This is a genomic window from Trichocoleus sp. FACHB-90 (assembly GCF_014695505.1).
Classification (GTDB): domain Bacteria; phylum Cyanobacteriota; class Cyanobacteriia; order Cyanobacteriales; family FACHB-T130; genus Funiculus; species Funiculus sociatus.
In genome coordinates, this window is record NZ_JACJOK010000089.1 from 166,987 (window position 1) to 186,773 (window position 19,787).

19 protein-coding genes are annotated in these 19,787 nt (G+C 43.6%); 10 read left to right on the forward strand and 9 right to left on the reverse strand.

Annotated features, from left to right (window positions below):
* Nucleotides 1–298 precede the first annotated feature (298 nt).
* The 7 genes from H6F74_RS26470 to H6F74_RS26500 all read left to right on the forward strand — a co-directional run bounded on the left by H6F74_RS26470 (nt 299) and on the right by H6F74_RS26500 (nt 8,595).
* Entirely contained in the window at nt 299–1,672 is a 1,374-nt protein-coding gene (locus H6F74_RS26470) for a CmpA/NrtA family ABC transporter substrate-binding protein (RefSeq protein WP_190445087.1), read from the forward strand.
* An 87-nt stretch (nt 1,673–1,759) separates the two neighbouring features.
* Nucleotides 1,760–2,593: a nitrate ABC transporter permease gene (gene ntrB / locus H6F74_RS26475; protein ID WP_190445088.1), complete on the forward strand. Its 834-nt coding sequence runs from the start codon at nt 1,760–1,762 to the stop codon at nt 2,591–2,593.
* Between the two features lie 77 nt (nt 2,594–2,670).
* A complete protein-coding gene (locus tag H6F74_RS26480) occupies nt 2,671–4,671 on the forward strand; it encodes a nitrate ABC transporter ATP-binding protein (RefSeq protein WP_190445089.1) in 2,001 nt (666 codons plus the stop codon).
* A 206-nt stretch (nt 4,672–4,877) separates the two neighbouring features.
* Complete coding sequence (locus H6F74_RS26485; protein WP_190445090.1) at nt 4,878–5,735, forward strand: nitrate ABC transporter ATP-binding protein; 858 nt, start codon at nt 4,878–4,880, stop codon at nt 5,733–5,735.
* A gap of 125 nt (nt 5,736–5,860) precedes the next feature.
* Nucleotides 5,861–6,319, forward strand: coding sequence for a phosphate-starvation-inducible PsiE family protein (locus H6F74_RS26490; RefSeq protein ID WP_190445091.1), 459 nt, complete (start codon nt 5,861–5,863; stop codon nt 6,317–6,319).
* A 513-nt stretch (nt 6,320–6,832) separates the two neighbouring features.
* A complete protein-coding gene (locus tag H6F74_RS26495) occupies nt 6,833–7,444 on the forward strand; it encodes an exopolysaccharide biosynthesis protein (RefSeq protein ID WP_190445092.1) in 612 nt (203 codons plus the stop codon).
* Between the two features lie 80 nt (nt 7,445–7,524).
* Entirely contained in the window at nt 7,525–8,595 is a 1,071-nt protein-coding gene (locus H6F74_RS26500; protein ID WP_190445093.1) for an alpha/beta fold hydrolase, read from the forward strand.
* Nucleotides 8,596–8,599: 4 nt separating this feature from the next.
* On the opposite strand, the gene H6F74_RS26505 is transcribed toward H6F74_RS26500, so the two are convergent.
* The 4 genes from H6F74_RS26505 to H6F74_RS26520 all read right to left on the reverse strand — a co-directional run bounded on the left by H6F74_RS26505 (nt 8,600) and on the right by H6F74_RS26520 (nt 11,937).
* Entirely contained in the window at nt 8,600–10,006 is a 1,407-nt protein-coding gene (locus H6F74_RS26505; protein WP_190445094.1) for a PrsW family glutamic-type intramembrane protease, read from the reverse strand.
* Between the two features lie 147 nt (nt 10,007–10,153).
* Nucleotides 10,154–10,348 (reverse strand): hypothetical protein, encoded by a 195-nt coding sequence (locus H6F74_RS26510; RefSeq protein WP_190425861.1) that lies wholly within the window; start codon nt 10,346–10,348, stop codon nt 10,154–10,156.
* A 12-nt stretch (nt 10,349–10,360) separates the two neighbouring features.
* Nucleotides 10,361–10,933, reverse strand: a complete 573-nt coding sequence (def, locus tag H6F74_RS26515; protein ID WP_190445115.1) for a peptide deformylase — start codon at nt 10,931–10,933, stop codon at nt 10,361–10,363.
* Nucleotides 10,934–11,061: 128 nt separating this feature from the next.
* Nucleotides 11,062–11,937, reverse strand: a complete 876-nt coding sequence (locus H6F74_RS26520) for a GNAT family N-acetyltransferase (RefSeq protein ID WP_190445095.1) — start codon at nt 11,935–11,937, stop codon at nt 11,062–11,064.
* 239 nt (nt 11,938–12,176) lie between these two features.
* Between H6F74_RS26520 and H6F74_RS26525 the strand changes: the two genes are divergently transcribed.
* Nucleotides 12,177–13,079, forward strand: coding sequence for a permease-like cell division protein FtsX (locus H6F74_RS26525; RefSeq protein WP_190445096.1), 903 nt, complete (start codon nt 12,177–12,179; stop codon nt 13,077–13,079).
* A gap of 25 nt (nt 13,080–13,104) precedes the next feature.
* A complete protein-coding gene (locus tag H6F74_RS26530; RefSeq protein WP_190445097.1) occupies nt 13,105–13,923 on the forward strand; it encodes a DUF3598 family protein in 819 nt (272 codons plus the stop codon).
* Nucleotides 13,924–13,933: 10 nt separating this feature from the next.
* Here H6F74_RS26530 and H6F74_RS26535 read toward each other — a convergent pair whose 3' ends face one another.
* The 3 genes from H6F74_RS26535 to H6F74_RS26545 all read right to left on the reverse strand — a co-directional run bounded on the left by H6F74_RS26535 (nt 13,934) and on the right by H6F74_RS26545 (nt 17,677).
* Nucleotides 13,934–15,871, reverse strand: coding sequence for a hypothetical protein (locus H6F74_RS26535; protein ID WP_190445098.1), 1,938 nt, complete (start codon nt 15,869–15,871; stop codon nt 13,934–13,936).
* 67 nt (nt 15,872–15,938) lie between these two features.
* Nucleotides 15,939–16,865, reverse strand: coding sequence for a hypothetical protein (locus H6F74_RS26540; RefSeq protein WP_190445099.1), 927 nt, complete (start codon nt 16,863–16,865; stop codon nt 15,939–15,941).
* Nucleotides 16,866–16,888: 23 nt separating this feature from the next.
* The gene (locus tag H6F74_RS26545; RefSeq protein WP_190445100.1) at nt 16,889–17,677 is read right to left on the reverse strand and encodes a class I SAM-dependent methyltransferase; all 789 of its coding nucleotides are present in this window, start codon (nt 17,675–17,677) and stop codon (nt 16,889–16,891) included.
* Here H6F74_RS26545 and H6F74_RS26550 point away from each other — a divergent pair.
* Nucleotides 17,666–17,833: a hypothetical protein gene (locus tag H6F74_RS26550; protein ID WP_190445101.1), complete on the forward strand. Its 168-nt coding sequence runs from the start codon at nt 17,666–17,668 to the stop codon at nt 17,831–17,833. The genes H6F74_RS26545 and H6F74_RS26550 overlap by 12 nt on opposite strands.
* Before the next feature lie 18 nt (nt 17,834–17,851).
* On the opposite strand, the gene H6F74_RS26555 is transcribed toward H6F74_RS26550, so the two are convergent.
* Together H6F74_RS26555 and H6F74_RS26560 are read right to left on the reverse strand one after the other, a co-directional pair.
* Nucleotides 17,852–18,691 (reverse strand): TdeIII family type II restriction endonuclease, encoded by an 840-nt coding sequence (locus H6F74_RS26555; protein WP_190445102.1) that lies wholly within the window; start codon nt 18,689–18,691, stop codon nt 17,852–17,854.
* Between the two features lie 62 nt (nt 18,692–18,753).
* A partial coding sequence (locus H6F74_RS26560) for an ISL3 family transposase (RefSeq protein ID WP_190445103.1) occupies nt 18,754–19,787 on the reverse strand: 1,034 nt, incomplete at its 5' end.

The following is a 19,787-nucleotide window of genomic DNA, read 5'->3' on the forward strand; positions in this document are numbered from 1 at the left end:
CCTCTATCAAAGGTGATAAAGTTACATTTAACGCAGAGATACAGCAGAGTTGACTGACATCTAGCAGTTAACGCAACTGAATTTAGCAAACTTTTTTGAAGCTAACTGCCGCACACCTATAAGTAGGTTGGCGGCTCGCTTATAGCGACCAATTATCAATTGCAGTAAACCTTTAACCCTTACAGGAAATAGGGCTTTTCTGTATCTAATTGGCATAGCTGTTTGCGTTTAAAAAGCATCTTTTTAAGAAGTATCTGCTGCCTACAAAATCACAGGGAATCCATTCCGAGGAGATGTTATGAGCCAGTTTTCCAATCAAGTTTCCCGCCGCAAATTTCTCTTAACTGTTGGAGCATCTGCTGTAGGTTCTGTATTGCTAAAAGGCTGTTTGGGAAATCCCCCCGAACCGGGCAACACAACGCAAGCACAGACAAATACTGGTGCTGCTCCTGCTGCTAACATCAGCCCAGAACAAGCGCCAGAAACTTCTAAAGTAAAACTAGGATTTGTTCCCATTGTAGAATCGGCTCCCCTAATTATTGCTAAAGAAAAAGGTTTCTTTGCTAAATATGGCATGGCGGAAGTTGAACTTTCCAAGCAAGCTTCCTGGGGTTCTATGCGGGATAACACCGAGATTGGCTCAGCAGGCGGCGGTGTTGATGGCGGTCAATATCAGATGCCAATGCCGCATTTGATTTCCGAAGGTATTATCACCAAAGGTAATCAAAAAATTCCCATGTACTTACTAGCTCAATTGAATACTCATGGGAATGGAATTGCCCTTGCTAACAAGCATCTAGGGAAAGGACTGTCATTAAAAATGGATGGTGCAACTGCATTATTCAACCAACTCAAATCAGCAAACACTCCGTTTACAGCCGCCCATACTTTTCCCCAAGTTAACCAAGATTTCTGGATTCGCTACTGGTTAGCAGCAAGCGGCATTGACCCAGATGCGGATATGAAATTAATTCCCGTACCATCTGCTCAAACCGTTGCCAACATGAAGACGGGGACGATGGATGCTTTCAGTACAGGCGACCCCTGGCCCTATCGAATTGTTAAAGATAAGATTGGCTTCATGGCGGCATTAACCGCAGAAATTTGGAAAAATCATCCTGAAGAATACTTGGCTTTAAGAGGAGATTGGGTTGATAAAAATCCCAAGGCAACTAAAGCCATTTTGAAAGGTATCATGGAAGCGCAACAGTGGTTAGATAATTTTGATAACCGGAAAGAAGCAGTACAAATTCTCGGTTCGCGAAATTACTTCAACCTTGCACCAGAAATTCTTGAAGACCCAATGGTGGGCAAATACGATATGGGCGATGGTCGCGTCATTGACGATAAATCAATGGCACCTTATTACTGGAAAGATGAAAAAGGTAGTGTTTCTTATCCCTACAAGAGCCACGATCTTTGGTTTATCACAGAAAGCGTCCGCTGGGGCTTTTTGCCTGAATCTACATTGGCAAATGCTAAAACCATTATTGATAAAGTCAACAGGGAGGATATTTGGAGAGAAGCTGCCAAAGAAGCAGGAATTTCTGCTGCTGACATTCCGACAAGTACATCTCGTGGCGTTGAGGAATTTTTTGATGGTGTTAAGTTCGACCCAGAAAATCCCACAGCTTACCTGAAACAACTGAAAATCAAGAAAGTGAAAGCTTAGCCTGTTATCAGCAGTTAGTTGATAACAAATAGCAGACAACGGACAAAAACAGTAGACCAATTACCCAGCTTTAGGAGAAGACTGTCAATGACAACGCTACAAAGACGCGCTTCAACTTCCCAGAACGCCTGGTTCTCCCGCCTAAACAAGCAATTTCCCGACCTGATACCGCCATTTATCGCGCTCGCTATCTTCCTCCTCGTGTGGCAGCTGTTTTCTTGGACTCCGGGTGCGACCCTACCAGGCCCCATTCAGGTTATCAAAGACACTTGGATACTGATTCTGTATCCCTTTTATGACAAAGGTGGTACGGACAAAGGCTTGTTTTGGCAGATTTTCGCTAGTTTACAACGGGTGGCTATTAGTTACTCCTTAGCAGCGATTATTGGTATTGCCTTGGGCATCTTGATTGGTACGAATAAATTGATGTCCAAAGCTTTAGATCCCCTCTTCCAGTTATTGCGAACTGTACCGCCTCTAGCTTGGGTGCCAATTTCTTTGGCAGCATTGCGCCAAAACGAACCAGCCGCCCTTTTCGTAATTTTTATCACCGCTATCTGGCCTATCTTGATTAATACAGCGGTGGGAGTGAAGCAAATCCCTCAAGATTACAACAACGTCGCCAAAGTTTTGCAGCTTTCACGGAAAGAATACTTCTTCAATATTCTCATTCCTGCTGCTCTACCCTACATTTTCACAGGTTTGAGAATTGCAATCGGTTTGGCTTGGTTGGCAATTATCGCAGCAGAAATTGTGATGTCCGGTATTGTCGGGATTGGCTTCTTTATCTGGGAAGCTTATCAGAATAACGCAGTTAGTGAAGTTATCTTGGCTTTAATCTACATCGGTGTTGTTGGTCTGCTGCTAGATAAAGCAATGGCTTGGATCGAAAGACGGATTGTACCCGAAGAACAGAAGTAACTAATGGCTAATGGCTAATGGCTAATTGCAATTAGCCATTAGAAACTGACAACTGACAAAGAATAAAGGACAAGTTGATGAGCGTTATTGTTGCTGTTGACCAAATTGATAAGGTGTTTTCGTTAACCGGAGGTGGCACCTATGTCGCCCTCAAAGGAATTGATCTCCAGATAAAAAAGGGAGAATTTGTTTCTCTAATTGGTCACTCCGGTTGTGGTAAATCCACCCTATTAAACATGGTGGCGGGTTTAGATTTGCCAACTGAAGGTGTAGTGACGTTGGAAGGACAACGCATTACTAAACCTGGCCCTGACCGGATGGTAGTATTTCAAAATTATTCACTATTGCCTTGGCGCACGGTACGGGAAAATATTGCGTTAGCTGTGAACTCGGTGATGAAAGATTTGCCTGCCGGAGAACGCAAAGCAATTGTAGAGCAGCACATTGAGATGGTAGGGTTGGGTCATGCTGCTGATAAACCACCAGGTCAATTATCGGGTGGAATGAAACAAAGGGTAGCGATCGCACGCGCCCTCGCGATTCGTCCCAAGTTACTGCTACTAGATGAACCGTTTGGTGCATTGGATGCACTGACGCGGGGTAACTTGCAAGAACAGCTGATGAAAATTTGCGAAGAAAACCAAGTTACCGCCGTCATGGTGACTCACGATGTCGATGAAGCGGTGCTGTTATCTGACCGAATTGTAATGCTGACCAACGGGCCAGAATCCAAGATTGGTCAAATTCTGGAAGTTGATATTCCCCGACCCCGCAAGCGGATGGAAGTGGTAGAACATCCCAGCTACTACAGCTTGCGAAGTGAGATGATTTACTTCCTCAATCAGCAGAAACGGATTAAGAAAATTCGCGCCAGGAAGACGACAGCGATCGCGCGTCATGGTCTAGAAAAAGTTAATCTCGATATTGGCTTCTTACCCCTAACTGCTTGTGCGCCTCTAGCTGTCGCTAAAGAAAAAGGCTTCTTTACCAAGCATGGACTTGATGAAGTTAACTTGATGCGTGAAACCAGCTGGCGCGGAATCACCGACGGCATGACTGGCGGATATTTGGATGCCGCCCAGATGCCCTCTGGAATGCCCCTCTGGTTAACTCTGGGAGGTCATGAGAACCGTCCCGTTCCGGTCGTCACCTCCCTGACCATGACCCGCAACGGCAACGCCATCACCCTCGCCAAGCGCTTCTACGACCAAGGCGTGTACAGCTTGTCAGATTTTAAAGCGTATCTGCGTCGCACTCCTGGTCAGCACCGGATGGGAATGGTGCATCCCAGTTCCATGCACAACCTGCTGCTGCGTTACTGGCTGGCAGCTGGTGGCATTGACCCCGACCGCGACGTATCCCTAAAAACTATCCCTCCCGCCCAGATGGTGGTAGATTTGCAAGCCGGAACGATTGACGGTTACTGCGTCGGGGAACCTTGGAACCTCCGCGCCGCCGAGGAAGAAATTGGCTTTACTATTGCGACAGACTTAGAAATTTGGCTAGGACACCCAGGCAAAGTTCTAGGGGTGCGGGAAGACTGGGCAGCAGCTTATCCTAACACCCACATCGCCTTAGTGAAAGCTCTCTTGGAAGCTTGCAAATACTGTGCAGATGCGGCTAATGCCCAAGAAATTCGGGAGATTTTGGCGCGGCGGGAGTATGTAAGTACCGATTTGGCTTACATCCAGATGGGAGAACCAAACTACTCTGCTTGTAGCTTAGAGCATCCCATGCGCGAGTATGCCCATCACCAGTTCTACGGGGAAGGCGGAGTCAACCGTCCCAGTCGCACTGAGCAACTTTGGATTATGACACAACTGGCTCGTTGGGGCGATACTCCTTTCCCCAGAAATTGGGTAGAAATTCTGGAACGAGTCTGTCGAGTTGGTGCGTTTAGCACAGCAGCGCGAGAACTGGGTCTTGATATTAGCTATACTCGCGGCCCAATTCAACTGTTCGATGGCACTCCTTTTAACGCCGATGACCCGATAGCCTACCTCAACAGTCTGGCAATTAAACAGGATTTTTCAGTTGCGGAAGTTGTCATCGATTCAAGGACGAAGACAGCAGCTTAACGAAAGGCAAAAGGCAAGAAAAAAAAATTTCCTGTTTTTACTCTTGCCTTTTAACCACAGCTATCTGATTCTCTCAAATGCTTCTGTTAAAGCTATCTCTCCTCTGCGTTCACTGTGCCTCTGCGGTTCGTTCTCTGGCAATTTAAGCCTACAAGCTGAGTAAATAAGCGAAACAATCCCACCCTACTCCTAACTCTTCAACAGTCATGCAAGCTTTCAACTTTCAAACCTCAACTTCTTTAACTCAAAACTCAAAACTCAAAACTCAAAAGTCCCCTAGTTCACCCTTCCTGGTGATTGAGAACGTCTCCAAAGTTTATCCAACACCAAAAGGCCCTTACACGGTGCTGGAAGACGTTAATCTCACCGTACAGCAAGGCGAGTTTATCTGTCTCATCGGTCACTCTGGCTGTGGCAAATCGACACTGCTGAACATGGTGTCGGGTTTTAATATGCCCAGCAGCGGCGAGGTTCGGGTTGGCTCGAAGCGCATCACTCAGCCGGGGCCAGACCGCATGGTAGTATTCCAGAATTACGCTTTGTTGCCTTGGCGGACTGCGTTTGAAAACATTTATCTGGCGGTTAACGCAGTTTATCCCAACAAGCCGGAAGCCGAAAAAAGGGCGATTGTAAGAGATCATCTAGCAATGGTGGGACTCACAGACGCTGCGGACAAAAAGCCACCTCAACTATCCGGCGGGATGAAACAGCGGGTAAGTATTGCCCGTGCTTTGGCGATTCGTCCCCAAGTCTTAATTTTGGATGAGCCTTTTGGGGCGTTGGATGCGATTACTAAGGAAGAATTACAGGAAGAACTGCTGAAAATTTGGAACGACAACCGGGCAACCGTGTTGATGATTACTCACGATATTGATGAGGCTCTATTTCTAGCAGATCGATTGGTGATGATGACGAATGGGCCTCATGCTAAAATTGGCGAAGTGATGGAAATTCCTTTTCCGCGTCCGCGCGATCGCGCTCGCATTATGGAAGATCCGCAATACTACAAGCTGCGGAATCACGCTCTGGATTTTCTCTACAACCGCTTCGCCCACGACGAATAAAACACAAGGCAAAAGGATAAATAACGCCCCTATTTTTCCTTTTGCCTTTTACCGCGTTAATTATAAAAAATACTAACGCTTTTCAAGCAATCTCAATGGTTTGTCTATAAAAAGAGACTAGCAAAATGCGGATAGGCAAAAAGCTAACAAAACAAATCAGAGCCGCTTCCAGAGATGAAAATTTCCTGCACGGGTTGGAAAATATAGAAGGCATAGTTTCCAAGGTTCTTTCAGTTGCTATGATCGTAGTTATCTTAGTAGCAATTTGGAATCTAGGCCTTTCTTTGGTACAAATGCTGATTAGTCAACCAGATGAGCCTTTTACTAAAACATTGTTCAAAATATTTGGATTATTTTTGAATGTTTTAATTGCTCTTGAAATACTAGAAAATATCACCGCATATCTAAAAAAGCACGTTATTCAAGTTGAGTTAGTCATTGTTACTTCTATAATCGCCGTTGCTCGAAAAATTATTATTTTAGATTTGGAAAAAACATCAGGAGTTGACATAATTGGGTTGGGAATTGCCCTTTTATCTCTTTCAATTAGTTATTGGATTATTCGCTACATGAATGCCAAATAGCATACGGAATAAGGCATATTGGGGACTGGGAACTGGGGACTGGGGACTGGGAAGAGGAAAGAGTTGCATTCTTCTTTTACTCAGTCCCCAGTTGTAGGTTGGGTCTTTGGAACCTCACCCAACACGCATAAACATTTGTTGGGCGAGGTTCCTCAAACGCCATACGCCTCAACCTATACAGGTTGAGGATTTTTCGCTTTAAGTGAACTTTATTTCCTAGCCCCCAGTCCCCTGTACCCAGTTCCTAGCCCCAGCCCCACCATAAATCCCTACTTAGTGGGATCTGTTACCTTGACTACTATGTTAAAACTGAAAATAATGTACCTGGCACTGCTGCGAGATTTCTTGGATACCGACTACAGACAAGGCTAACCGCCGTATCTAAAATTTGAAATTGCTACTAGCATCTGCTTGAGTGCTTTGATGTTTGTTTGGACTGAATGGGATAAAACTATTTATCGGCTGGTACAAGACAACCGCAGTAGGCACCCAACACCCAATACCTAACACCCAATGCGCCTGAGATTTTCTCAAGATATTAAGTCTCTGCTTGAGAGGTTAGCCAATCAGCCGCTAACTCTAGCAGACATTTTGGCAGAAACCTCTGAACGAGGGTTTAGCTTGGTTATCGGCTTACTCACTTTGCCGTTTCTGTTTCCAATGCCCCCTGGATTTACCGTAGTTTTAGGTAGCGGTAGCTTACTTTTATCGCTACAGATGGCTTTTGGATGGCGTTCTCCTTGGCTACCGAAACGGATTCGTCAGTTCAAATTTCCTCGCTGGTTTATTCTGCAACTGTTGAAAAACCTGCAACGAGTCACAGGTGTGCTGGAAAAATTGACTCGTCCCCGTTTTCGGAGGGTGGCAGAGAATCCCCAAGCGTGGCGATTGAATGGATTGTGTATTGCTTGGTTGACAGTGTTGTTGATGTCACCCATCCCGTTGACTAATCCGATTCCCGCAGTTGGCATTTTGTTGTTTGTCGTTGCCACTTTAGAAGCTGATGGTTTTTTGATGTGCGTCAGCTATGGGTTAACTGGGGCGATTACTTTGTTCTTTGTATTCATTGCAGGCACGTTTTGGCAAGCGTTTAGTCTGTTTATGCAACAATTTTTTCAGCAGTAGAAAATAAAAATAAATAAATATTACTTTGTTAAAATGTATTAAGCAATGCTGGCAAGAATCGGCTTTAAATGCGTTTATTCATGCAGAATCCTCCCTATACTCCGCCTTGGTTGCTAAGAAATGGTTTGTCGATGACTCTCTACACTGCTTTACAGGCAGGTAAGGAATGGGAAAAGACTACTGTAGACCCGGAACCACCTTATCGAGAAACAGTTTTTATAGGTGCGGATAACGTACCAATTTTTGGCTGGGTGGCGATTCCAGAAAAGGCGCACAGTACAATTGTTGGGACTTATGGCATTACGGGCAGTTTGGATAACCAGTGGTTTCTAAGACTGCTGGGACGCAAAGCATTTGCCCAAGGTTATGCAGTGGTACTTTTTGACTGGAGGGCGCACGGCAAAACAGCAGAGTTGTCTCCTACCTTGACTTCTGATGGTTTGTACGAGGGGGAAGATTTTGTCCGTATTGCGGCAACGGCGAAGGGAATGGGTTGTCCGGCACCGTTTTGGTTTACGGGGTATTCTCTAGGGGGACAACTGGCACTGTGGGCGGTGAAAGCTGCACAGGAGTTAACTAAGGAAGGTCAGAATTTAGGGTTGCAGGAAGAGGAAATTGGGGGCGCGGCAGTTATTTGTCCGAGTTTGGATTCTAACCGTTCGCTGTCCTATTTGGTGAAAGATCCCTTGGGGAGATATTTAGAACAAGCGATCGCACGAGAATTGAAAAAACTGGCGATTCGGATGTATAATGCTCATCCTGGGGCATTAGACCCCGCAGCAATAGAACGGGCTAATAGTATTTGGGGTTTTGATAACGAACTGGTAATCGGACGTTTGGGCTTTCCCTCGGTGGAGGCGTATTATGACGCTAGCAGTGCCTTACACATATTGCCTCACCTGCAAAAACCAACTTTGATTTTATATGCTGCCGATGATCCAATGTTCGATCCGTCAATTGTGGCAGATTTGAGGAAGGAAAGCGATCGCAATCCTCACATCCACTTAGTGCTAACTCAATACGGTGGTCATGTCGGCTACATCAGCAGTCGAGAATGTCAGAGTCAAGCAAAAGATCCTGATCCTTGGTGGGCGTGGAATCGAATTTTAGAGTTTTTTAACGCAAAGGTGAACTGCGAACCTTGGCGTTAACAAGTTACGGTAAGTTACCAAAGCGGGTGGCAAAGTTGGAATTTCGTGTTGGAGACAAAGCACGCGCTTTGAGAATTGCAGCTGTTAAAAAGGCATAGGAAAGCACTCCCACGACTGCTAACAGCAAACCACTGACAGATCCTGTGGCGTTCCAGAGGGCATGGAGTCCAGATGCGGTGAAATAACCTACTACTAGAATTGTCCAACGCTTACTTGGCTTGAGCGCACTTAATCCAATGAAATACCCAAAATAGCCACTATAAGCCATGTGTCCTGCCACTGAGCCTAAAATCCGGGGAATTAAAAGTTGCAATCCTAGCAATTCTCCCGCCCCTTCCCCAGCTTGCAGGGTTATGTTTTGAATAATGTTGGGAACGTATTGTCCCAAGGTTTCCAACAGTGTGAAGCCAGCTGCGGAAGCCGTTCCTAGCAGAATACCATCCAGGGGTTCCCAAACTCCGATGCGATCGCGCCACTTCTTAGAAGGAAGCCTGCGTCCAATTAAATACAATGCCAGCACTGGCAACGCCTTCAGCAATTCTTCCATCAACCCGGCGCCGAAAAACATTCGCACAAGTAAACTGGGAAATTCGCTAAAGCTTACCTGTTGGGCACCTCTAAGTATTGTATCTACGTCCCCAGGCAGGATAACGCGAAAAACATAGATAAATCCTAGTAACAGCGGACTGACGAGAATTAAAGCGGTAGTTGAAGCTGAAAACAGTAACACCCACCACGGCTTATGTTTGCCGCAAAGTTGGTAGACAAAGTAATAAGCCGCCCCAGCCAGATAAGATGCCAGCACCAGATTAAATACTATTGGTGTCCCTACAGCGGCGAACAGCAAGATCACAAATGCGACTGTGAGAATGCCTGGTACTAGGTAAGCTTTTTTAGTTAAATCTCTTCCTGTGGAAAGGATGGGAAATAACTGGGTAAAAGTTACCCCCTCTGGCTGGGGTGGTGGCGGCGTTACTGACGCAATTACTGCTTTCGTCTGAAGTTGTGGCGGCGGCGTTACTGGTGGCGAGGACAGTTGAGTTTTGACGGAGGCAACTTGGTACTCAAACATGAATTCGGCACCGTTTTGTCCTAACATAATGCGATCGCCTGACAGCAATTTTTGCCATCCCTGCAAGCGTGTCCCATTTACATAGGTGCCATTGGCACTATTCATGTCGCATATTTCCCAGCCTACTGATGCGCCTCCCGACTGCGAGAGAGGACGAATAGTGGCGTGCCGACGAGATACAATACCGTGCTGGCTGGAATCTAAGACAATTTGACAACTTGGTTCGCGCCCTATCGTTACTTCCCGATTTACAGGTAGCGCGTAAGGCGGCAAAGGCGTAGTAGTGGCACCGCTGGACAGTAGCCGGAGAAACCCATTTGCGTAACTCTGACCAGTCATTTTTTAGAGATTGGGAGAAAGCGTTAGCGATTAGCTTAGCAATTACCGCTGATTATCGAGTAGGGTTCTGGCAAAAATTACCGGGCGACTATTGCGGCTAACGATAAAAAGGTGTGGAGACGCTGTATACAAAATCTCCACACCTTTTCATGAATTTTGGTTTGCATCTCGAACGGCGGCATAGAATAGAAATCCCACTAAGGGAATGCTGGCAGCCAGAATAATTCCCGTAGTCAGACTACCCAGCCGGGGGTCTCCAGAAGCAAGTTCAAAGACGGAACCAACAGCTGCTATCCCTGCTACGCATGAACCGAGCAAAAATACACCACTTTTCGGAGTCATCATGACGGAATACTACCATCCCTTGGGTGAGGGATTGACAGCTTGAGCCGAGAAGCCGTGCTTTTTCAACTCTTCATTCAACACCAAAGCATTGTCTACGCGGTCAACAAATAGCACCCCATTCAGGTGATCCATCTCGTGCTGAATGGCGCGGGAAAGCAGCCCAGTTGCCTTCATACTACGCGGACGGCCCTGTTCGTCTTTGTAAGTGACTTCAACCATTTCTGGGCGCTTCACGTCGATATAAACGCCAGGAATAGAAAGACAGCCTTCTTGAAACATACACAAGTCGCGCCCGAATTTCTTGATAGTCGGGTTAATCAACACTAAAGGCTGATTAGCGGCATTATCCGGTTCGGTGTCAATGACAATCAGCTGTTTATGCACTGCCACTTGAGGGGCTGCCAAACCGATGCCATCTGCGCTGTACATGGTTTGCAGCATTTCCCGCACGAGTTGCCGAATTTCGTTGTCTACCTTGGCAATACGCTTGGCAGGGTGACGCAGGACGCGATCGCCCATATAGTGAATCTCTAAAGGCGGTTTTTCTAACTTTTTCTTTTCGACGGCAACTTCACTCGTCATGGTCATGGTATTGTGACTCGCAAGACAGCTAAATTTTAATTGCGATTTTCTTATATCTTAACAGTTCTCAGTTGTTAGCTGAATTACTACTTAACTCCCTTACTTTCGTCCCCCAACACCTACTTCCATCAACAACGCGCCGAACGCGGTAGCATAAATTTTTCCCCCTCTGCTGCAAATTTACCCCTCACCATCAGCACCGTCTCATCAAATAGGTGGGGAAATGCCCTGATATTTCCCGCATCCAAAAGTTCAGGACTAAAGTATATCGTCACCTCTTCAATGGTTTGGGGTATTCTGTCGATAATTTCTTTCAACGGGCATATCTGGGTTGCCACTATATCAAAAAGGTGGAGTTGGGTATCTTTTATCTCCAGGCAAGCGATTAAATCCAAATCTTCTGCATAGTATAAAGGGCGACTTCCTTCATTGAAGGAAAATACTGCCTTTTCTTTCACAACTCCAACAATATTAGAAACAGGTGTCCGCGTTTCCAACAGTCGGTGTAGCAATTTTAAATCTTTGGCATCATCAAAATTCAGTATTCTAAAACCATCCTTGCTACTCTGGGAACCCCATCTGATTTTAAACACGTATTCTTCTAGTTGGCGAAAGCCAAAAGGCTTATAAAATTTCGCATTCGGCGTTGTCAATACCAGCGTTTCATAGTGTTTATCGCAATATTCCAGCACCTCCTTTATCACTTCGCGGTAGTAGCCGCGCCTACGAAATTCCGGCCGCGTGCATACTCCATGTACTCCCCCCACCGTGACCGCTTCTCCCATAATTTGCATAGGAATTTCTAACACTCCTACATGGGTAACAGCTAGGTCATCGTGGAAGCGAATAAACGGAGTTGAAGCATCTTCCCACGATGCGCCTAATTTTCTGCCGCATTCTGTTAATTCCCCCAATCCAGGAAACACGACTTCAACCAAGTCAAACAACTTATTACTTAAATTGGAGTCAGCAGAGAATGACCGTTTAAAGTGATACTGATTCATAACTTCACCATAATTATTGCCACCGCTTCAGATACCAAACTTCTTAAAGAAGTTCGGTATCTCACCTTCACGAATCATTTAAGAATGCTATTTATACTACAAATACTACAACATATTAGAGGCAATGGGGAGCGGTTCGGGAGAGTAGAATCTAATGCAGCTCTAAAATCTACTCTTCAAAGAATCGAACGACCGTGCTATAAACTCTCTGATGATGGCTGTGGTTGAGGAGGAAATTTGTGTTTAAATTCCTAAGTAAACTAGATTACCTACTGCGCGAAACCTTGCGGGGCTTGCGACGCGGCGGTTGGATGAACTGGGCGGCGGTTAGTACAGTCACCGTGTTGCTGTTTCTATTTGGCATGAGTCTCCAAGCATCCTGGCAAATGGAACGCCTGCTAACTCAATTTGGCAGCCAACTGGAAGTATCTGTATATTTAGATCCTGGGGCGCGAGTAGAAATGGTCGCCCCGGCTGTGGAAAAAATACCAGAAGTGGTTGAGATAAAAACGATTTCTAAAGAGCAAGCTTGGAAATCTCTGGTTAAAGAACTCTTAATTTCCGATATCGATGGTGCTACCCAGCAGCTACAGGGAAATCCCCTCGTAGATGAGCTAAAAGTCAAGGTTCGTAACTCTGAGATAGTGCCAGTTTTAGCCCAAAAGCTGGTAAAAATCCCAGGTGTGGATGGCGTACAGTATATGGATGAAGCTTTGCAACGATTAGGTCAGTTGAATAAAGGTCTGAGCTACGTTAGCCTTACTATCACCACCTTACTTACTTTGACGGCAGTTGCAGTAATTACAACAACAATTCGCCTAATTGTGATGGCACGACGGCGGGAAATTGAGATAATGCAGCTGGTGGGAGCAACTACGGTATGGATTTACCTGCCGTTTATTTTACAGGGAATTACCTTTGGTTTGGTTGGGGCTGCGATCGCTTGGCTTCTCATCAGCACCATTGGACGTACTTTGAATAACTTGCTTACTTCTCAACCGAATTTTATCCAATTTCTCGTCAACGGTTTGCAACTTAGTCCAATACAAATTTTTATGTTACCTGTGATTCTCCTGTGTCTCGGCGGTTCGGTAGGCTTAATCGGAAGTTTGTTTGCTGTCCGCCGCTTTGCTGTACGATAATCAATTCAAAATCTAAAATTAAATTATGCGATCGCAATGGGAATCTCTACTACAAAATCTAGGGGAATGGCAAGGCTCATTTACCCGGCTTTCACCCCAAGGAGAGTTACTGGAAGACACGCCTACAGTTGTCTCCTTAGAAGGTTTAAACAATAACCAAACCATTCGCCAAGTTATTCGCCGCTTACCACCCGGACAACAGGCAGAAGAGAAAGTTTTAGAATATAGTTCTCTAGGAAAAAGCGTTTTATTTTTTGAGAATGGGGCATTTTCTCAAGGCTCGATTCAGCAGGCTCCTTTCTCAGAATTTGGGGCAGAATTAGGCTTGATTGATGGCACCCGAAGGATGCGCTTGGTGCAGCTATTTAACCGTGAAGGGAAGTTAGATAGAATTACCTTAATTCGAGAAAAATTAGCTGCAACAGACTCCCCAGAACGCCCAGCCTTAACTGTTAACGATTTGGTGGGAGAATGGCAGGGAGAAGCGGTGACAATTTATCCGGATAATCAAAATTCTGATACTTATTCTAGCACGCTGAAGGTAGAGCAAAAAGAAAGCGATCGCTTATTTCAGGAATTGACTTTTGGCGACAGAACCATTACTTCTACCGCTAAAATTAATGGTTCCATTCTTCAGTTTGACCAAAATACCCAGCCAATTCAAGTATTATTATTACCAGATGGTGCCTCTTCCAACTGTCCCCTACAAGTGAAAGGTGGTCAAGCCTTTTTTCTAGAAGCAGGATGGTTATTGCAGCCAGATTTGCGCCAACGGATAATTCGCAGCTATAACAATAAAGGGGAATGGGTTAGCCTCACCTTAGTTACAGAACGTAAAAGGTGACATGAGAAGTTTAAAAACTCACCTTTCCATCACTTGAAACTGTCTCTTCAAATACGAAACCGCCAGCTTCTACTCGAAGTTTACCTTGTTTCCAACCTAGAGAAATAGGGCTATTTCCTTCAGTTGGCTTGTATAAATCATAATTTTTAAACCAATCATAATTGACACCATTGCGGACAATAGTTGGCAGCTCATTTTTAGAATTATGACTTATTTTAAGATGATCGCCATTAAGTCCTTTTATCTGTACTGTACCAGCTGCTATCTGGCTCAAGTCCAACTTACTTTTTTTCTTCACAGCGTCTTTAAAACTAGCATAACTGCTTGTAGTTTTATCTCCCGCTTCCACAGTAAATCCAGCATATTGATTACCTTTAGGTGTGGCTTTCAGCATTACTTCATCGCGGTATAATTCCTCTATTTTTTTTCCTTTAATGGCAATTTTTGTGTAATTACTTAAGTTTATTGGATGAACAGCCAGCCAAGTTTTTTCAAACTTAAAGAACCAAATTCCATCTTCAATTTCTGATACGGCAGTTTTAGGAATCTGAAAGTAAAATGGTTGCTTCGAGGCTGGCCGTAGCCAAATCAAAAGATTGCGGTACTGTCCTATTTGATCGCCTTTATTTTTTCCAGGCGTTAGCCTGTCGCCACCAGTATTGGCTACAAAATAATCCACCCCACGCTGAGAATTTTCAGCCATCAATTTGAAAGTTCCAACATCACCATCACTAAACTCTGCAACAACGCTACCCAGTTGATAAGTATTACCGAAAAATGTAGTTTCCCAATAACCCGGTTTACCTTCACCTCCAGGTTTCCAATTTTCATAAACTGGCTTGGTACTAAGTAATTCAATCGGCTTTTTAAACTGTTTTCTGGCTAATGCCACAACTGCCAATGGAGGACGGTAACTGCTAGTAACTACGTGAATTGAATCGCGTTCAGGTTTAGGATTAGGTAGCGAATTATTACCAAAATATAGCCATAGCAAACGTGCAGCGGATGAACCATAAACTACATTACTATTACCATAATCTCGTTTAGATGGCCCCCCGAAACCGCCGTGGTAATACTTCAATGCACCCGCAGCACAAAGCCAATCTAAAGCTGCTTTACCTAATATTTTTACTTCTGGATCTTTAGCAAAATCGTAAAGATTAAGATAGGCAGCTAAGGTATGACCGTGATAATTTTCCGAATCCCATTCGCCCATGCCAATATGATAAAGCGCCCAAACATACCGCTGAATTCTCTTTTTATATAGCTGTCGCACATCTTCATTTCCAGTTTCCTCCGCCATCAGATAAACGGAGGTCTCTCGCATCGCCCTGAGATTATCTGTGTTGCGTCCATCCACCCAGCTACCGCGCACCTCTGGCCCCCAACCGTCACCGCCACGGCCTTTCCCATAAATCGGGTGAGGACGACCATTGGGATCTTGCTGAGTCCACTTTTTTGCACCTAAAAACATTCGTTGTTTGTAGGTAGGATCTAGGAATTTACCGAAGAAGAAGTATTTGCGAATTTGTCCTTTGAGAGTGAAAGAATAGTAATAGTCAATACCTTCAGTGTGGGCATTATCTTTGGCTTGGTTATCTTCATTTTCAAGAAATGCGATCGCTTTCTCCCGATTTCCATCTAAAAGGTCAAACATGGCATTAGGATAAGACGCTTTTTCATTCTCTCCATAGGTGCTGCCATATTTTTTACCTGCGTAATACTTAATAACTTCTTTAGCTCGTTGCTGAAATTCTTTTTCGAGTTCAGGTGTCCACGGGCTCTTAAATGCCTTCGCAGGGGGCGGCTCCACCTGAAGTAAGCTTAAAGTATCTGGACTAGGTGTATTGGCCCTGGATACGGGAATAGTGCGATCGCGGCAAGCCAATACCAATACAGCCAGTACGGATGCTGTCGCTGCGTAGCGAAAAATTGTGAACCGTTTCATCAGCAACAAAGACTATTTAGCTGTACTGATTTTGGCATAATTCATCTTGGTATTGCTGAATCTACTCTTATTTTTGATAAGATTTAGCTGTCATAAACGCCCACTGCATTACTGCTGGTCGAAACTCGCTAACAGCAATTTGACGGTCTTCTTCATTGAGGAAACCAATAGCTGCATATGCTTCTGGCTCGCGCTTTGTACTACTTACTAGCGTGATATCATGGGTGTCTTTGAAGCGTGATAGAATAGTTTCTGAAATGGTTGGGTTTAAAAAGTCGTGTAACTCAACTAAGACGTCGCTGTATCTAAGATTAGGTGCCAGTTCCGGTTGTAGCAAATCAAGTTCACCGCCTTCACAATCCATAAACACCAGCGATTTTTTATTTATTGCCTCATTCAATGCTTTTATATCGCATTCTCCAGCAAAAAACATACGGTCAAAAACACTATTGGCTCGTGCCATTTCCTTAGACATTCGCCGAGCAATGGGGTTAATCTCGAAAGCATAAATTTTGGCGGTAGGTATCTTTAAAGCAAATCCAACTGCATAGTAACCTTCGCCACTACCAACATTGATAATTTTGTCGTAGTTTGTTTTAATTACAGAGTCTAAAATTTCATGTAATTCTTCCTCGTAACAACCTATAAGCGTTGGTACTAATGCTGCACCTCCCTTGCGCCCTACATGAACCATGCCAGCAAAAGGGCCACTTTGAACAACTAAACCGTGTTTTTGAATTATTAGATTGTTAATGCGTTGGATGTTTTCGGGAAGTTTAAGCTTTTGGTACCCGTGATAAGTGTTGTAGACTTCCGGTAAAGTTCGCCGCACTAACAAACTGATATAGTTGCGAATTTTCATATAATTTAATTTTAAATTAAGCAATTTTTTGGGCATTCGCTTAATATAGCTCCAATTCGGTAAATGCGATCGCATTTTGGGAAAAATCTGCGCGATCGCAAGCTTGGGAAACATACACCAAGGTAGCGCCATCGCTTACTTGAAGCTAAAACGAGCTAATTTTTAATGGCAATTACTCGAATTCGTCTGTAATCTGCAAACCAAGTGCCATTTTTATACAGTGTTGGACGCAATTGCTTTTCGATATCAGCAATAATGCTCATTTGTTGCTCAGCAGGAAATGCAGTCAAAATGTTATTTGCAAACATTTTTATCCAATTTTGCACCCCTTGTTCTCCATCATCTAAAGGTGTTGGACGGTCAAACAGGGTTGCGAAAGTTAACTCTAAACTATGTTTTTCTAGTAAAGCACCATATTCCCCAATACTAGGAAAATACCAAGGATTGAGCGCTTCCTCAACAGGATAACCAGCAGCTTGAAGGGCATTATAGAGAGCTGTAACGATTGCTTTAACATTTCCCTTACCACCAAATTCAGCCACAAAACGCCCTTTTGGTTTTAACGCTTGATAAATACCAGACACAACTTTTTCAGGCTCTTTTATCCAATGAAGTGCCGCATTTGAAAAGACAGCATCAAACTGTTCTGTAAATTGTAAATTAGTTGCATCTATCACCTCAAACTGTAAAGCAGGATAATTTTTTCGTGCCTGCTCAATCATCGTGGCTGCACTATCAATGCCAACTACTTTAGCACCAAAAGTTGTGATTTTTTCGGATAAATGACCTGTTCCACAGCCGAGATCGAGAATAGATTCCCCATGTTTTGGAGATAGCATTTCTACCACATCTGATCCTAGTTGCGAGACAAAAGAATGTTTACGATCGTAGAGTTCTGCATTCCACTGATTCTGAAATGTAGTTTGTGAATCTTGCCTACTCATATTGAGACTAGCTGCTGTGCTTATATAGAAATAAATACTCTACCATGCTCTATTCAGATTGCGATCGCACTCTCCCAAATGTGGATGCGATCGCACTCTCAGAAAGATGGATGCGATCGCGCTTTGGTGAAGATGAATGCGATTGCGCTTGGGTGAAGATGAATGCGATCGCGTTTAAAATCCAAAAGCTAACGCATCTAGCATATATTTACCTTTTTCACGTCCAACTTCCAGGTAAATTTCTAATAATTCCGCGTAAGCAGTAGCTCCGCCTACAATATTCCAAAATTCATCTCCAATAACTACAGCCTCATTAAAAGGCAGATAATTTATTGCCTGTGACCACTTATAATCAGCTTTTGTTACACCATATGGATTATACGGCATTGCATAGTAAGCTTGCACTTCCGGACGGTTTGCACCCCTTAGCAAGTGAAATCTCAACAGCCGCTGGATAACTTCTAAGCATTGACCTTTATTCGGCTTGGGAGCTTTAATTTCAAATAAGTATTCTGTGCCGTCATCAGCGAGAATATAAAGGTCAGCACGTACACTTTTTGTTGCTAAATCATCTGAGCGACGGGCATTAAGAACGGCTGTAATCATCTGTTCAAAAGATGGTTTATCTTGTCCTTTGTTAACCGCTGATTCGTAATATTCTTTCTGACGTTCTGCTTCTGCAAAAGCTGCAATACTTACTTCTGCTCTTATATCATATCCTCGACGCGCATCTTGATGATATTCAAGGGCAATTAACCGAGCGCATTCTTCAAGAGAGTTTCCTAATCTGGTGCTTAAACCCCGCTCAAATTGATTTATTCTTATTAATTCTGGTGGAACAAAGGCTGCTTGAAAAGGTTTTAACTCTCCATTATTTGAAATGCGGGATAGGTATTCTATTGCCGTGCTTGGTTTTACAATCACACGTCCTTTATATTCATCGACAACACCATCAATAAAACTTTCGATATACCGTTTTATTTTATCAGAAGTTTTTGCACTAATAGCTGTCATTTTTAAGCTCAAAACTACAGAACTACGGCTCTACCGAACATGGTATGTAAAATAAACTGAAATTAGCTGGCAAAATGCCAAGTCAGAAAACTTCTTAATTTGAAATTGTTGAAGTTTCTAAACCCATAACCTCTTCGTTTAATTAGTTTGAGCTTGTTATTGATGCCTTCCACAACTCCTTGAGTAGTTCTCTGGTCAAAATAAGCAATAATTTCTCCGAGCCATCTTTTGATCGTGCCACAGCTATCTGCAAAATAATTTTGGGCTTCCCTTAACCAATCACTTAAATTAAATAGCCCCTCTACCCAATCTTTACTTTTTTCAAAAATGTTTCTAAATTCCTCTTTCAGTCGGTGTGGTCTCGCTAATTCTGGCAGCATATCTCTGATTAATTCGAGCTTTTCTTTTTCTGATTCTTTTAAATCTTCTTCATTCTTGAGTAACACATATCTACTTTTTTTTAATGCTAATAGCATTTTCTCTCTTTCAGTTTTATCTTTAACTTTCTCTACTTCTTTCTTGATTTTCTTTCTTTTAGTGTCTAACTCTTTATTGACTTGCTTCATCACATGAAATCTATCGGCTACTATTTCGGCTTGTGGCATGAGTTTCTCAATTACCTTTTTATAGGGTTTCCACAAGTCGATACTGACTTCTTCAATCTGGCTCAAAACCTCTTCACCCCAGCTTGACACATATTGCTCTACTTCAGCCGTCGTCCTTTTTTCCACCATTCCTACTAATGCTCTTTTCTCTAAGTCTACTAACACTACATAATAGTTTTTCTGACCTTTGACTACGGCGATTTCATCAATTCCTAGTTTCTTCAGTTCTTGAGGTTTCTCTTCAATGAATCCCGCAGCTAATTCTTTTAGCATTGTCTCGACTTCTTGTTCACTAACTCCATTTCTTCTAGCTACATTCTTGATATCACTCTCTAAAACTTCTTCAATAATTTTGTTTTTAAATCTTTCCGTGTAGATTCTTTTCTTTTTTACGAATTCTAATTCTTCACTAAACTTGCTGCCACAGCCGTCACACCTGATTTGACGCCGGTTTACTTGAAGATATACTTGTTTGTCTCCAAAAGGTAAAT

Coding starts and splice junctions, on each gene's coding strand:
- def (WP_190445115.1), bottom strand. CDS start 10,933: ATGACGAGTGAAGTTGCCGTCGAAAAGAAAAAGTTAGAAAAACCGCCT.
- H6F74_RS26555 (WP_190445102.1), bottom strand. CDS start 18,691: ATGACAGCTATTAGTGCAAAAACTTCTGATAAAATAAAACGGTATATC.
- H6F74_RS26530 (WP_190445097.1), top strand. CDS start 13,105: ATGCGATCGCAATGGGAATCTCTACTACAAAATCTAGGGGAATGGCAA.
- H6F74_RS26545 (WP_190445100.1), bottom strand. CDS start 17,677: ATGAGTAGGCAAGATTCACAAACTACATTTCAGAATCAGTGGAATGCA.
- H6F74_RS26495 (WP_190445092.1), top strand. CDS start 6,833: ATGCGCCTGAGATTTTCTCAAGATATTAAGTCTCTGCTTGAGAGGTTA.
- H6F74_RS26540 (WP_190445099.1), bottom strand. CDS start 16,865: ATGGCGCTACCTTGGTGTATGTTTCCCAAGCTTGCGATCGCGCAGATT.
- H6F74_RS26480 (WP_190445089.1), top strand. CDS start 2,671: ATGAGCGTTATTGTTGCTGTTGACCAAATTGATAAGGTGTTTTCGTTA.
- H6F74_RS26510 (WP_190425861.1), bottom strand. CDS start 10,348: ATGACTCCGAAAAGTGGTGTATTTTTGCTCGGTTCATGCGTAGCAGGG.
- H6F74_RS26490 (WP_190445091.1), top strand. CDS start 5,861: ATGCGGATAGGCAAAAAGCTAACAAAACAAATCAGAGCCGCTTCCAGA.
- H6F74_RS26470 (WP_190445087.1), top strand. CDS start 299: ATGAGCCAGTTTTCCAATCAAGTTTCCCGCCGCAAATTTCTCTTAACT.
- H6F74_RS26500 (WP_190445093.1), top strand. CDS start 7,525: ATGCAGAATCCTCCCTATACTCCGCCTTGGTTGCTAAGAAATGGTTTG.
- H6F74_RS26485 (WP_190445090.1), top strand. CDS start 4,878: ATGCAAGCTTTCAACTTTCAAACCTCAACTTCTTTAACTCAAAACTCA.
- ntrB (WP_190445088.1), top strand. CDS start 1,760: ATGACAACGCTACAAAGACGCGCTTCAACTTCCCAGAACGCCTGGTTC.
- H6F74_RS26520 (WP_190445095.1), bottom strand. CDS start 11,937: ATGAATCAGTATCACTTTAAACGGTCATTCTCTGCTGACTCCAATTTA.
- H6F74_RS26535 (WP_190445098.1), bottom strand. CDS start 15,871: ATGAAACGGTTCACAATTTTTCGCTACGCAGCGACAGCATCCGTACTG.
- H6F74_RS26505 (WP_190445094.1), bottom strand. CDS start 10,006: ATGACTGGTCAGAGTTACGCAAATGGGTTTCTCCGGCTACTGTCCAGC.